This is a genomic window from Paenibacillus sp. FSL L8-0494, from assembly GCF_038003695.1.
Classification (GTDB): domain Bacteria; phylum Bacillota; class Bacilli; order Paenibacillales; family Paenibacillaceae; genus Paenibacillus_AQ; species Paenibacillus_AQ odorifer.
The window spans coordinates 6,056,622-6,071,229 of record NZ_JBBOPQ010000001.1 but is presented as its reverse complement, the minus strand read 5'-3'; the positions used below and the strand labels follow the sequence as shown (position 1 = coordinate 6,071,229).

Here is a 14,608-nt window from a genome sequence, read left to right as displayed (position 1 = left end):
TGCTTTTACTGCACTTTTGATCCACCTAAATGCGTCAATTTTACGTCAATTCTATCCGCTTATGAATTTCACTCGTGAAACTGTCCCGCAAAATCGTTGTCCATTAGACTACATTAAACGGTGACCCGAATATCGCCTAGAAAATGCATAACCGCAGAGAACCCCGCGCCTATCATCGTGCCCCGGCTGCCCAGCTTGGAGAAGGTAATCTCGAGCTGCTGCTTATGATAAGGAAGCGTACGCTCCGCGACAACCCCGCGAAGAGGCTCCCCTAACCAGGCTTCTGCTTCGGATAAAGCTCCACCGATGACAATCAGCTCTGGATTAAAGCTATTGATTAGATTCGTTACTCCGATGCCGAGATATTCACCCATAGATGAGAAGTGGCGCAAGGCGTCTTCTTGTCCAGCGGCTGCATAACGGACCAGTTCTTGTGTAGTATGAGCAGGGAGGGAGAACTCGGAATGGTCATAGGTTTTTTCCGAGGCATATAGCTCCCAACAGCCACGACTCCCACAACTGCACGGCTTGCCTTTTGCTTCAATCGTCATATGTCCGGTCTCGCCGGCATATCCTCGTGCACCTTTGTACAGCTCGCCGCCAATAATAATACCGGATCCGATCCCTGAACCCGCACTGATGTAGAGCAGATGTCTAACATCTTTTGCCGCCCCAAAGTTCAGTTCACCTTGTGCACCGGCGTTAGCTTCGTTATCAATAGTAACTGGAACCGCGAATTCCCCCTCCAAAATACCCCGCAGGTCGACCATTTCCCAGCCAAGGTTGGGAGCAAAAAGAACAACCCCGTTCTCATCCACCATCCCGGGGACACCTACTCCGATGCCGACGATACCGTATGGGGATTCAGGTGCTTTATCAATCAAGTCTGAGATTATTTTTTTCATCCGTTCCAGTACATAAGGCAGCGCATGATTATCCAGAGAGAAATCGCTTTCGAAAAGAATGCCACCACTTAAATCACATAAGACGGCTGTCAGCTGCTTCACTCGCAACTCTATGCCGATTACGCTGCCAGCCATGCTATTAAAATGCAGCATTAGCGGTTTACGGCCGCCACTGGATTGACCTGGTCCAACTTCAGTCACTAATTCTTGAGCGCATAGCTCTGCCACCAGATTGGATACGGTAGCTTTATTCAGTCCGGTCATCTCTGAAACCTTGGCGCGCGAGAGCGGAGAGTTCCTTCGAATAGTATGTAGTACGATCGATTTATTGATTTTTTTGACCAGCGCCTGATCTCCGGTAACCTTCACGAATCACACATCCTTTTTAGCATAGTTCCCTTTTGTTGTATGCCACTTAGTCTAGAGTGATGTGCTGGAAATTGCAATACATCGGCAGAAAAGAGGAAATCTATGTTTGTTGGATTTTTTGAATATTAAACGGATAGGCAAGGGAGACTTAAAGAGGCGGAAATTTTATAAAAAAACTTTGTTTAACCAATATACAAAGTCAAAAAGATGTGTTAAGATGATGCTGTAAACGCTTGCTAGCGTAGCACAATATGAGGAGGATTACACAATGGCTTATTTTGAGACAGTGAACAAAATCTCTTACGAGGGAAGCCGTTCCACCAACCCTTATGCATTTAAATTCTACAATCCTAAAGAAGTCGTAGCCGGCAAAACTATGGAGGAACATCTGAAATTTGCAATGGCTTATTGGCATACATTAACTGCTGGCGGTTCTGATCCGTTTGGCGCTGAAACTGCAATTCGCAGCTGGGACAAATTGAGTGGTCTTGATAAAGCTAAAGCTCGCGCTGAAGCAGCATTCGAATTTATGGACAAGATGGATCTGCCTTACTTCTGCTTCCATGATGTAGATATCGCACCAGAAGGCGCATCTTTGCGTGAGTTCTACAGCAACATCGACACTATCGTTGATATCCTTGAACAAGGCATGAAGACTTCCGGCAAGAAATTGCTGTGGAATACAGCTAATATGTTCACTAACCCACGTTATATGCACGGTGCAGGTTCTACACCTAACGCTGATGTTTTCGCACATGCAGCAGCACAAGTGAAGAAAGGTCTGGAAGTTGGTAAACGTCTGGGCGCAAGCAACTATGTATTCTGGGGCGGCCGTGAAGGTTACGAAGAATTGCTGAATACAGATATGGGTCTTGAACAAGATAACATTGCACGTCTGTTCAGCATGGCTGTAGATTACGCTAAGGAAATTGGTTTTGATGGTCAATTCCTGATCGAACCTAAACCAAAAGAGCCTACTAAACATCAATATGATTTCGATGCAGCAACAACAATTTCGTTCTTGCAAAAATACAAGCTCGACAAGCACTTCAAGCTGAACCTTGAAGCTAACCACGCTACGCTTGCAGGTCATACTTTTGAACATGAACTTCGTGTAGCTCGTATTAATGGCATGCTTGGATCACTTGACGCTAACCAAGGGGATACACTGCTTGGTTGGGATACTGATGAATTCCCAGTTAACATCTACGATGCAACACTTACTCTTTATGAAGTATTGAAGAATGACGGTCTTGGCAAAGGCGGAATTAACTTCGATGCTAAAGTACGTCGTCCTTCCTTCGAGCCAGAAGATCTGTTCTTGGCACACATCGCTGGTATGGATACTTACGCAAAAGGCTTGAAAGTTGCTGCTAAATTGATCGAAGATCGCGTATTCGAAGACTTCGTTGACAAACGCTACAGCAGCTTCACTGAAGGCGTTGGAGCAGACATCGTTTCGGGTAAAGCAACATTGGCTTCTTTGGCTGAATATGCTTTGAACAATGAGAACCCACGTCCTAACCAATCCGGACGTCAAGAATACCTGAGAGCTACCCTTAACCAATACATCTTGGCTGAGTAGTCCTTATAGGGAGCTTGAAGCTTAAGCTTTGAGTCCAGTTTGAACAAATGCAACGGGGGTTGCTGAAGAGAGCATTCTTCGGCAGCCCCCTTTTTGTAGCCAAAACTAAGCGGATGCTTACGAAGTAAGTTTTATTCGAGGTAACTCAACGTAGTAAACGCTCATAAAACTAAGCAGATGCTTACGAAGCGAGTTTTATTGCGAAGAGAATCAAGAAGCTAAGCTCCATAAAACTTTTAGGAGGTCAAAAATGAAATACGTTATAGGTGTTGATTTGGGGACTAGTGCAGTGAAGACTGTTCTAGTGGACCCGCAGGGGAAGGTGGCTTTTGAGCATTCTGAGTCCTACCCGCTAAGCAGACCCCAACCGAACTGGAGTGAGCAAAATCCTGAGGATTGGGTAAAGGGCACGCTGGTCAGCCTGCGCCGTCTGATTGAAGTATCAGGCATTGACCCGTCTCAAGTAGACGGTCTAAGTTTCTCCGGACAAATGCACGGATTGGTACTGGTAGATAAGGAAGGGCAAGTGCTGCGTCCAGCTATTCTTTGGAATGATACCCGTACTACTGCACAATGCCGTAAGATTGAGAAGACGCTTGGAACGAAGTTGATCGATATCGCCAGAAACAAAGCATTGGAAGGTTTTACACTGCCAAAGATTCTGTGGGTTCAAGAGAATGAACCAGAAGTATTATCACAGGCGCATCAGTTCCTGCTGCCAAAAGACTATGTACGCTATCGGTTGACGGGTGATTATGCAATGGATTACTCCGATGCTGCCGGAACGTTGCTATTGGATGTAGGCTCTAAAGAATGGAGCGCAGAAATCGCAGAGGCTTTTGAACTTCCACTTTCTCTTTGTCCTAGATTGGTAGAATCCTTTGAACAGACTGGAACCTTATTGCCGGATATTGCTGAAGCGTCAGGTCTTTTATCTTCAACAAAGGTATTTGCTGGTGGTGCGGATAATGCTTGTGGCGCGCTCGGAGCGGGTGTATTGGGAGAAGGCCGGACCATGTGCAGTATTGGTACATCTGGTGTAGTTCTTTCTTATGAGAGCAATAAAGATTTGAATCTCGAAGGCAAAGTCCATTTCTTTAACCATGGTGAAAAAGATGCCTACTATATTATGGGGGTTACACTAGCTGCTGGTCATAGCCTTACGTGGTTTAAAGAAACCTTTGCGGCGGACAAAAGCTTTGATGAGCTGTTAAGCGGAGTTTCCTCTATTCCAGCTGGCAGCGGCGGCCTGTTATTCACTCCTTATATTGTAGGAGAACGTACACCACATCCAGATGCAAATATTCGCGGAAGCTTTATTGGTATGGATTCAGGGCATACGTTGACGCATTTTACACGAGCAGTATTAGAAGGCATTACCTTCTCACTGCGTGAATCCATTGAGATTGTACGTGAGTCAGGCAAAGAGATTACAGAGATCATTGCAATTGGTGGTGGAGCTAAAAATGAGGCTTGGCTGCAAATGCAGGCTGATATTTTCAATGCATCTATCGTGAAGCTAGAAAGTGAGCAGGGTCCGGCAATGGGAGCAGCTATGCTGGCGGCTTATGGAAGCGGATGGTTCACATCCCTTGCGGAATGTGCAGAAGCGTTTATCCGTCCTGCTGATGTTTATAAACCAGATCCGAAACAAACGGCAATCTATGATGGTTTATTCAACCTCTATCAGGAAGTTTACGGCCAGACCCGCGAATTGAATAACAAGCTGGCTGCATATCGCCAATAAAGCGCCATTTATCTATCTGTCTGATATAAAAAAGGTCTTTCGCATCTGGCGGAAGGCCTTTTTAAAGACCATCTTCATTATAGAGGTGATGAACGGCAATATTCAAAAATGTTGCCGTTTTCATTTTTCTTCTGTAAAGTATGGAATATCTCCAAGGTAGTGGCAGCCTGTAAATGAGATAGCGAAGGTTTCGGGGGGCGAAAGGCCATGTTTCAATGGTTTGTTAAGGTGCTGAATGACATCAAAATCCGCAATAAGCTGCTGCTTGCTTTTTTACTGACTACACTTTTGCCGGTATTACTGGTAGGGGGTTATCTTACGATTGAGATGAGGACCATGGCGTTTGAGAATGCACTGGAGCAAGCTTCAATTAACGTAGATCGGGTAAAAAAAAGAACAGAAGAAGTCATCGGTGTATCGCAAGATATAGCGTATCGATTGTCCAATGATGCCCGGCTGAAAAAACTCGCCATACGCCAGTATGTAAGCACTTATGATGTGGTTGAGGCTTATCGGGATTACACTGATATGCGTGAATACCTAAGATTATATAAAGACATATCCAACATACGTTTATACACTGATAATGCTACGCTGCTTAACAACTGGGAGCTGATCAATCCTTCGTCTGCCATTAAGGAGAGCCAGTGGTATCAGAGAGCACAGCGGTACGATAGCCTCGTCGGTTGGGAATATATAGAGGATGAGCGTGATCAGCGGAATTATTTAAGCCTTGTCCGCAAAATCGAGCTGGAGGGCTCCAGTAAAATTGGTGTGCTCGTTATTAATGTAAACAGTCACCAGCTAACCTCGATTCTGAGCCAGGAGTCATTTGACACCATGATCGTGGATGATCAGGATAACATCATTGCTGCGAACCGGAGCGATCGAACAGGAAAGAAACTGGCAGATGTTTCTTTTGATACAAAGCTTTTGGGGCAAGGAAGCGGGAGCTATGAGGCAGAAGTAGATGGTGAAGCCTCCAAAATAGTGATAGAAGAACTTAAACCACAAGCCAGCCGTAACGCCCTGCGAATTATTTCTGTTTTTTCTATTGATAGTATAGTCAAAGAACCTAATCGGGTGATTAAGCTTTCGATTACCGTGATTGCCGTAAGCGTTTTATTGGCCTTTTTAATCATATATAGTTTCTCTTCGTTATTTTCACGTAGATTATTGCAGTTAAGCAGACATATTAACCGCGTTAGTACGGGTGATTTTGACACTTCATTAAAAATTGATGGCAAAGATGAGATTGCTCTGCTAGCTCGTCAGTTCAATTCTATGGTGCGGAGTATTAACGATTTGATGTTCGAGGTACAGGAATCTAATGACCAGAACAGTCTGCTGGAACAGAAACAGAATGATATCCGTTTTAAAATGCTGGCAAGCCAGATCAATCCTCATTTCTTGTTCAATGCGCTGGAATCTATTCGTATGGAGGCCCATATGAAAGGGCAAGTGGAGATTGCACGGGTAGTGCGTCTTCTTGGCAAAATGATGCGCAGTAATCTGGAGGTAGGCCGAAGTAAAATTTTGCTTAGCCAGGAGCTTGAAGTGGTTCGTTGTTATTTGGATATTCAGCAATTCCGTTATGAGGATCGTTTGAAATATCAATTTATTGTAGACCCTGCCGTCGAATCGCTCTACATCCCGCCGCTGATTGTGCAGCCGCTTGTGGAAAATGCGGTGATTCATGGGCTGGACAACACGATGGATGGAGCAATGGTTACGGTGAATATCAAGCGTGAGCAGAATCATGCGGTCTTTACCATTACCGATAATGGAGCCGGGATCACTCCGGACAAGCTGGAGCAGATCCGTTATACCCTTGAGGTTCGTGATGAGCAGGAAGAGGCACGGATCGGGCTGCGCAATGTACACGACCGTTTGAAGTTATCCTACGGTGTTGAATATGGACTGAATATCGAAAGCCGGATGAATGAAGGAACATCTATTACGTTTCGTATTCCAATGGAGGACATAAATCTATGATCAAAGTATTGATTGTTGATGATGAGCCAAAGCTGCGGGAAGGCCTTCGGGCTCTAATCCCTTGGGAAGAGCTGGGGTATACGGTGGTGGCTACGGCCGCCAACGGCTTGCAAGCTCAGGAGAAATATCATATTTTTTATCCGGAACTGATTGTGGTGGATATCCGCATGCCTGGTATGGACGGGCTGGAGTTAATCGGTGAGCTGCGCGAAGAAGGCTCGACCAGCCATGTGCTGATTTTAAGTGGTCATGCGGACTTTGAGTATGCCAAACGAGCCATTTCTTACCGCATTGACGGCTATTTACTGAAGCCGGTGGATGAGGAAGAGCTGATCAACTATTTAGAGGAACTCAGAGTCACGATCGCTCAGGAAGATCGCTTTAGCCGCTGGAATGAAGAGGAGCCTGCCCGTAATCGTGAAAGCCTGATGCGTGCATTGCTGCAGCCTTCAACTGCGGAGGAGGGGGAGAATGATCCTGCTAAGCATGCGGCAGCACTGGGTCTTAAACCAGACCGTGTCGAAGTGATCCTACTCGAACTACTCGCGCCTGCGGGCGGCAGTGAGGAAGGAGAGCGGGCCGTTAAGGCCGCGGTAGAACAGTATTTTGGCAGCAGTGAAGAGCGGATGTTTTTCATGATGCCGCCATATATTGGATTCCTGCTGCAAGAGCCGCTACCAGGAGAGCAGGAACAGGAGCGGCTGATGGAAGAGCTTTCTTCCTTAATTTGTCGCGAGGGATACGACTTCAGCGCAGCAACGGGAGGCCCTGTAGCAGGACCAGAAGAGGCGGCACAGTCTTTTCAAGTGGCGCGTGAACTGCTGCGCCGGGCATTCTTTTACCGCAAAGGGATTCTGATCAGCGCCGATCTCTCCGGTATGTTGTTTCCTGGAGTGGCGGAGGCGTACGCCGAAGAAGGGCAGGATGCGGAGAGCCGCCTAATGCTGGCTGTTGAAACCGGAAGCCGCGCTGCCATTGAACCGCTAGTGGATACGATCTGTGCGGAGCTACTGGCTGCGGGCAGTGAGGAGCAGCAGATCAAAGATACATTTGTGCGGATTCTCAGCACGGTGTTGGCCCGTCTCGAACCGGTCTATCCAGAGATTCGTAGCAATGCCGCTAAGCATTCCCCGCCGATCGGTGAGCTCTACCATAGTCACTATCTGGTAGACCTGCAAGAGCAGGCCGTCAATTTCATGGCGGAGATCGCCGATCAAATGTCCAGTGGCAGCAAAGGGAATGAGATCAAAAAAATTACGGAGCTAATCAACCGCCGTTACAATGAGAATCTTAAGCTTGAGACCTTATCCGAGTTATTTAATTACAACAGCGCATATCTAGGTAAAATGTTCAAGAACACTACCGGTGAATACTTCAATACGTATGTTGACAAAGTGCGGATTGAGAAGGCGAAGCAATTCCTAGCACAAGGCATGAAAGTATATGAGGTGGCCGAGAAAGTAGGGTACATGAACCCCGATTACTTCAACGCCAAGTTCCGTAAATATGTAGGGCTCTCCCCGAGTTCTTTTCGCAAAAACATCTAAAATAGAAGCCCAAAAAGCCACAGTTGCAGTTCAGGTATAACCTGAGCTTTAGCTGTGGCTTTTTTTCTTAAATTAAAGCTACTTCACTAATAATAAATCTAATCGTTGCTGCAATTCTTGATTTGCAGGGTCTTTTAGAAGGGCTAGAAGTAACTCTTGAATTTGATCCATCTCTTTAAAAGGTTCATTTTGCACATATTTGTCATGTATTCTGGTTTCCAAGGTATATCCATAATCGAACCCTAATGTTGAATACGTCGAAAGGGCAGCAATTTTACTCGCTTGCTCTACAGCAAGAATGCTTGGTGTTGAGGATCGTTCTAATTCCAGTCTTAGACCGTCGAGTTCTGATGTCAGATTAAGGTCCAACCTATCCATTAATCTGTTATGACTTACGTTGTTATTGAATTGAAATAAATTTAGTGTCAATAATACTGCGGCGATAATCAATAATAATATCTTGATGTTTTTGTTTTTCATTGCTCTCCTATTACCCTCCTTCAGGAAAAGAAATTGCAGGTACAACAGATAATGTCGACTCGGCATGTGCATATAAGGAATATGTATCTGAAATAGTTGAAGTACTGATGCATCAGGTAATATTTTCTAGCTAAGAAGATATTAAAGTAATTAATTTTAATTGAACCATACGGAGGTTTTCGTTGAGGAGCAGGGCAGGGGTTACGGGTATACTTGTTACGCCTCATCTGAGAGCACATTACAGTCTTCATTCGCGGGTATGACGGACTCCAGAGTCGTTATTTGGGCTATTTCGAGTCCAATTTCGATTTATCGGACTCCATGTACGTTATTAGCTGCAAATGTTCTCCAAAAGGTGGTTTTTTAAGTGAATAAGGTCTTTATTGAAGCTAGAATAAAAAGTGGACAGTAGTTAACAGACTGGCGATAATGAGTCCACGGAGGTGTGTTCACATGGGAGAACATCGACAACGGTACAACGAAGAATTTAAAAAACAGACAGTGCAGTTCATTCAAGAGCAAACAAAGACAGTGGGCGACTTGGCGGAAGAGCTCAACATCCCAAAAAGTACCCTGCATCAATGGATGAGCCAGTATCGAGAACTAAAGAATGAACCGGCAGCTAGCGTGGATCGAGTACGGGAACTCGAGGCACAGTTGAAAGAAATGAGCCGTCAACTTCAAGAAAAAGATAACAAGATTGCCGATGTGGAAGAGGAATTAGCGATCGTAAAAAAAGCAGTGCACATCTTCAGCAAACCAAGGAACTGAGATTCCAGTTTATTGAAAAACATCGCTCCGAGTTTCTCTTGGAGAAGATGTGCATGACCCTACATGTGTCACGGAGCGGGTACTACAAGTGGCGGACAGAAAAAAACAGTACGCATATGCTTCGTAAGGCTGCGATAATGAAGCGAATTCAGTATCATTTTGCAGACCATCAAAAGCGGTATGGGAGTCCGAAGATCACCCGCCTGTTACATCAAGAAGGTCATACCGTTACCGAACGCACGGTGAGTGTGTACATGCGACATATGAAGCTTCGCTCCATTGTCTCCAAAACGTATCGCGTACAGACCACTGACTCCAATCATGACCATCCGATTGCCCCGAATACGCTGAACCAGCAATTTAAAATACTCAAACCCAATTCAGTATGGGTTACCGACATTACGTACATTCCTTGCCGGGGAGGGCGCTTGTACCTGGCTAGTGTAATGGACCTTTGCACGCGCGAAATCGTGGGGTGGCGCTTGGAGAACCATATGGAAACTAGCTTAATTTCGGGCGCCTTACAAGATGCTTACGAAGCTAAACAACCGGAAAAGGGTCTATTACATCACTCCGATAGAGGTTCTCAATATACTTCTCATGAATACAGGCAGCAGTTGAAAGCGTATGGCATGGAGTCCAGCATGAGCCGCAGAGGTAACTGTTATGATAACGCCTGTATCGAGTCGTGGCACAGCATTTTGAAAAAGGAGCTCATTTATTGTAATCCACGATTCAAAACTAAGGAGCAAGCCTACCAGACACTTTTTCAATATATTGAGTTTTATTATAACCGCAAGCGAATGCATGGCGCGCTGGGGTATCTTTCTCCAGTTCGTTTTGCTGAGCAATTGACTAGAATGTCTGTTGCGTGAGTGTCCACTTTCTTGACAGAGGTCCATATAGTCCGCCTAACCCAATAAGAAGTGCAATTTGCTTAAATAAGGTCATTTCAGTCCGCGCCTTCGCTTCCGGCCACGTTCACTTATAGAACGTTAGCTCGGGGCGTTTTTTAATTATGGGGTGAAGTATTAATTGTGTGAAATAGACAGGGGATTAAGCATCGTATTGATTTATGAAATTAAATAATTTCACTTGATTTTATTTTCAGTAAATTCATGATTATTTTCAGTGTTTTCAACAATGTATCCGCTTTATTTTGGCTCTAAATCTCTAATTTTCACCTGATTTTAGGTCGAATTTATAGGGTACTGCAATCGCTTACAGAGATTTAGAATATAGACATAGAGAGGAGGGGCTTTATGAAAGCGGACACAGTAACTTCTCAAATCCCGCCGGATACCCGAACACGCAACAAAAAGCCTGCTTCAGGAGGACGGTTTTGGAGAAGCTTTAAGAATCAAAAGTACTTATGGATGATGTCGATACCTTTTGTGATCTGGGCATTCGTCTTCAGTTATCTCCCGTTATGGGGTTGGACGATGGCTTTTCAAAAGTACAAGCCCGCACGTGGCTTTTTTGAACAAGAATGGGTAGGTTTTGAACACTTTAAGACACTGTTCAGTGACTCGCAATTCCTTCTGGCGCTGCGTAATACGCTAGCGATGAGTGGAATGGGTTTGGTCGCAGGCCTTATCTTTCCGATAACGTTTGCAATATTGCTTAATGAAGTGCGTCTCGGTTTCTTTAAACGATTTGCTCAAACAGTCTCGTATTTGCCTCACTTTGTATCATGGGTGGTTGCAGCAGGGATTGTAACTAAAATGTTATCTGGTGAAAATGGTATTGTAAACGATATCTTGTTAGGAATAGGATTCATAGACGCACCTATCCAGTTTATGGCCCAGGGCCATCTCTTCTGGGGAATCGTTACCTTATCGGATATTTGGAAAGAGACCGGATGGAATGCCATCATCTACCTTGCAGCTATCGCAGGTATTGGGCCTGAATTGTACGAAGCAGCCCGGGTAGACGGTGCCAGCAGACTTCGTCAGGTATGGCATATTACACTTCCGGGTATTCGCCCAACAATTACTGTACTACTCATTATGTCGATTGGTAATTTGCTCAATATCGGCTTTGAGAAGCAATTCCTGCTTGGAAACAACCTCGTTACCGACTATTCTCAGGTGCTAGACCTGTATTCACTGAAATACGGACTGGGCATGGCGAGATATTCCTACGGTACAGCGATCAATATATTCAACTCAGTGATCAGTGTAATTCTACTGTTTACGATTAATGGAATCTTCAAACGCACAACAAAAGAGAGCCTTCTGTAATACAGAGGCCCTTCAACCCAATCGTGGCAGCAAATTGCCCTTTTCATGAAAGGAGAGCGTTACCGTGGGAGAATCAGCTATCACCAGAAAGTCATGGTCAGACCGGATCTTTGATTTCTTTGTATATTTTGTAATCCTGTTCGTGGTTGTAATCACGATTTATCCGTTTTTGAACGTGCTTGCAATCTCACTAAATGATTCAGTGGATAGTGTGCGCGGTGGAGTTACCATCTATCCCCGCCAGTTTACTTGGGACAATTACTTGAAAATCTTCACCTTCTCGGGATTAATCACCGGGTTTAAAATATCCGCTTTGCGGACAGTTGTCGGTACTCTATTCGGACTGATCAGTGCCTCGATGCTGGCGTTTACGATCAGCCGCCCTGACTTTGCAGGCCGTAAATTCGTTTCCACATTCTTGGCAATGACCATGTATATCTCTGGAGGAATGATTCCTATATACATGCTGATCAAGGATCTGCATATGATGAACAGCTTTGCAGTTTATGTCCTACCTGGATTGGTCAGTGCTTTTAACGTTTTCGTCATCCGCTCCTTTATCGACGGCCTGCCATATGCATTGCAGGAATCGGCGAAGCTAGATGGAGCCAATGACTTTACCATCTACTTCCGGGTCATTTTGCCACTGATGAAACCAGCGTTAGCAACAATTGCGCTGTTCCTAGCAGTAGGTCAATGGAATGCTTGGTTGGATACTTATCTGTACAATGGTTCGAGCCCTAACTTGACCACATTACAATTCGAACTGATGAAGGTTCTGCAGACCACAACCAGTGGTAACGGAGGCGACTACCGCTCCAACATTGCTTCGCTGGCTTCCAATCAGGTCTCACCGGAGTCGCTCAAAATGGCGATTACGATTGTCGTAACCGTACCGATCCTGTTGGTTTATCCGTTCATTCAGAAGTATTTTGTTAAAGGTATGACACTTGGTGCTGTGAAGAGCTAATCACAGTTCAACGGGGGGAGCTTAGTCTCCCCTATGCTTAAAACCTATTGTGTATCCGTTTTCTTTTGGCAAGCTGGGTAAAGTATTAACAGGTCTTCACCTGTGATACGATAGATAAACAATTTTAAGGAGGGTTTATTTAATGGGAAGTAATAGAAAGATAAAAGCCAAAGCTACGGCATTAACGCTCACTTCTATTATGCTGCTCGGTGTGCTTGCAGGCTGCGGCGGTAACAATGGCAACAACGGTAATGCTGCAGCTGGAAATACAGGCGGCAACGCAACTAATGCTGGAAATGCGACCAATGCGGCTGAGGATATTTCCCCGCTCACGATGACCTTCTTCAGTGCAGACCCTAACCCGAACTGGACAGGTATGCAAGATGAAGTTGGTAAAGTGATTACGGAAAAAACGGGAGTAACCCTAAATGCTGAATATGCAGTTGGTGATCCTCAACAAAAAGTAGCCTTGATCGCAGCGAGCGGTGAATATCCGGATTTGATCAGTGCTAAGACTGATGTCAGCAAGCTGGTGGATGCAGGCGCAATGCTTGATCTAACAGACCTGATTGAAAAATATGCTCCGAATATCAAAAAAGTATTGGGCGAAGAAGGCATGAAACGTTCACGTTACAGTGACGATGATCATGCGATTTATGCCATCCCTACCTATGCAGGTGTGGACAACAAATATTTTGATGCTGGTGGCGGATTTGAACTACAGCACCGTGCTGTTAAAGAAGCTGGATATCCTGCAATCAAAACTGTTCAAGATTATGAGAACGTAATCAAGGCTTACTTGGAAAAACATCCTACCGATGAAAATGGTAACAAAAACATCGGCCTGACTCTGAATGCAGACGATTGGTACATGTACATTACAGTAACTAACCCAGCATTTATTACTACTGGTTCTCCTGACGATGGTGAATATGCGATTGATATCGACACCCAAGAAGTAACTTATCACTTCCGTCGTCCGGCTGAAAAAGAATATTTCCGCTGGCTCAACCACATGAACGATATCGGATTGCTTGATCCAGAAAGTTTCGTTCAAAAGTATGATCAGTACAAAGCTAAAATCGCTACCGGCCGCGTTATTGGTTTGATTGACCAAGACTGGGGTTATGGCGATGGAGAAAGAGCATTGAAAGCTGAAGGCAAGCTGGATCAAGGCTATGGACACTATCCTGTAACCTTGTCTGAGGAGTACAAAGAAACCTCCTTCTGGCCTACAGGCTTCATGGGTGGTAACGGAATTGGGATCAGCGTAGATGCTAAAGATCCAGTTCGTGCAATTAAATTCCTGGACTACCTAGCTTCCGACGAAGGTCAAGTATTGGTTAACTGGGGTATTGAAGGCAAACACTACAATGTTGTTGATGGCAAACGTGTCATTCCTGAAGATGTGAACGACCGTAAATATAATGACACTACCAATTTCCAAAAAGAAACTGGCTTGGGTAATGTCGGTTCAAACTACGCATTGCTGAGCGCTCACTATGGCGACGGTGTATTGGATCCATCTGGTAACTACTACACAACTCGTTTCCCTGAGCAAGTAACCGTAGGTTACAATGCGGTTGAAAAAGAAACACTTGCTGCTTACAAAGCAACCACTTGGAAAGACCTCTTCCCAAGTGAAGATGAGTTCAAAGTTAAACCTTGGGGCGCGGCATGGAACATCACGATTCCTGGGGATAGCGAAATCGTCGTTCTTGACAACAAGCTGAAGGATATCAGTTGGAAACGGATCCCTGAAGCAATCTTGTCTAAACCAGCTGATTTCGATAAAGTTTGGGATGCTTACATGGCTGAGCTAGATAAAGCTGGTGTAACGAAAGCTGAAGATTTGCGTGAAGAGCTGGTTAAACAACGCGTGAAACTTTGGAATGATTAATTATTAAATTTCGTCTAATACAATAAAAGCATGAAGATGGCGGGAAGTCCGAACGAAAGTCCGGGCCTCCCGCTGATTGCTTTTCACCGGTCATAA

General features: G+C 44.9%; 11 protein-coding genes. 9 read left to right on the top strand and 2 right to left on the bottom strand.

Going from position 1 to position 14,608, the window contains the following annotated elements; translation table 11 throughout:
* Nucleotides 1–113: 113 nt before the first annotated feature.
* A complete protein-coding gene (locus NYE35_RS27365) occupies nucleotides 114–1,274 on the bottom strand; it encodes an ROK family transcriptional regulator (RefSeq protein WP_036680250.1) in 1,161 nt (386 codons plus the stop codon).
* Between the two features lie 268 nt (nucleotides 1,275–1,542).
* On the opposite strand from NYE35_RS27365, the gene xylA reads away from it, so the two are divergent.
* From xylA to NYE35_RS27345, 4 genes are all read left to right on the top strand, one after another.
* Nucleotides 1,543–2,859, top strand: a complete 1,317-nt coding sequence (gene xylA, locus NYE35_RS27360) for a xylose isomerase (RefSeq protein WP_036680248.1) — start codon at nucleotides 1,543–1,545, stop codon at nucleotides 2,857–2,859.
* A 250-nt stretch (nucleotides 2,860–3,109) separates the two neighbouring features.
* Nucleotides 3,110–4,606 (top strand): xylulokinase, encoded by a 1,497-nt coding sequence (gene xylB, locus NYE35_RS27355; RefSeq protein ID WP_076128710.1) that lies wholly within the window; start codon nucleotides 3,110–3,112, stop codon nucleotides 4,604–4,606.
* A gap of 207 nt (nucleotides 4,607–4,813) precedes the next feature.
* A complete protein-coding gene (locus NYE35_RS27350; protein ID WP_076273151.1) occupies nucleotides 4,814–6,601 on the top strand; it encodes a sensor histidine kinase in 1,788 nt (595 codons plus the stop codon).
* Nucleotides 6,598–8,148, top strand: a complete 1,551-nt coding sequence (locus NYE35_RS27345; RefSeq protein ID WP_076275108.1) for a response regulator transcription factor — start codon at nucleotides 6,598–6,600, stop codon at nucleotides 8,146–8,148. The genes NYE35_RS27350 and NYE35_RS27345 overlap by 4 nt, the downstream gene beginning before the upstream one ends.
* Nucleotides 8,149–8,226: 78 nt before the next feature.
* On the opposite strand, the gene NYE35_RS27340 is transcribed toward NYE35_RS27345, so the two are convergent.
* Nucleotides 8,227–8,628 (bottom strand): hypothetical protein, encoded by a 402-nt coding sequence (locus NYE35_RS27340; protein WP_076142236.1) that lies wholly within the window; start codon nucleotides 8,626–8,628, stop codon nucleotides 8,227–8,229.
* Between the two features lie 453 nt (nucleotides 8,629–9,081).
* Here NYE35_RS27340 and NYE35_RS27335 point away from each other — a divergent pair, with 453 nt between their 5' ends.
* The 5 genes from NYE35_RS27335 (at nucleotide 9,082) to NYE35_RS27315 (ending at nucleotide 14,512) form a co-directional block, all read left to right on the top strand.
* Nucleotides 9,082–9,399, top strand: coding sequence for a transposase (locus NYE35_RS27335; protein WP_036683594.1), 318 nt, complete (start codon nucleotides 9,082–9,084; stop codon nucleotides 9,397–9,399).
* Nucleotides 9,348–10,274 carry an IS3 family transposase gene (locus NYE35_RS27330; protein WP_341122426.1) on the top strand — a complete coding sequence of 309 codons (927 nt, stop codon included), beginning with the start codon at nucleotides 9,348–9,350 and terminating at the stop codon, nucleotides 10,272–10,274. The genes NYE35_RS27335 and NYE35_RS27330 overlap by 52 nt, the downstream gene beginning before the upstream one ends.
* Nucleotides 10,275–10,661: 387 nt before the next feature.
* A complete protein-coding gene (locus tag NYE35_RS27325) occupies nucleotides 10,662–11,642 on the top strand; it encodes an ABC transporter permease (RefSeq protein ID WP_036680239.1) in 981 nt (326 codons plus the stop codon).
* A 64-nt stretch (nucleotides 11,643–11,706) separates the two neighbouring features.
* A complete protein-coding gene (locus NYE35_RS27320; RefSeq protein WP_036680237.1) occupies nucleotides 11,707–12,612 on the top strand; it encodes a carbohydrate ABC transporter permease in 906 nt (301 codons plus the stop codon).
* 142 nt (nucleotides 12,613–12,754) lie between these two features.
* Nucleotides 12,755–14,512 (top strand): ABC transporter substrate-binding protein, encoded by a 1,758-nt coding sequence (locus tag NYE35_RS27315; RefSeq protein ID WP_080742630.1) that lies wholly within the window; start codon nucleotides 12,755–12,757, stop codon nucleotides 14,510–14,512.
* Nucleotides 14,513–14,608: the final 96 nt, after the last annotated feature.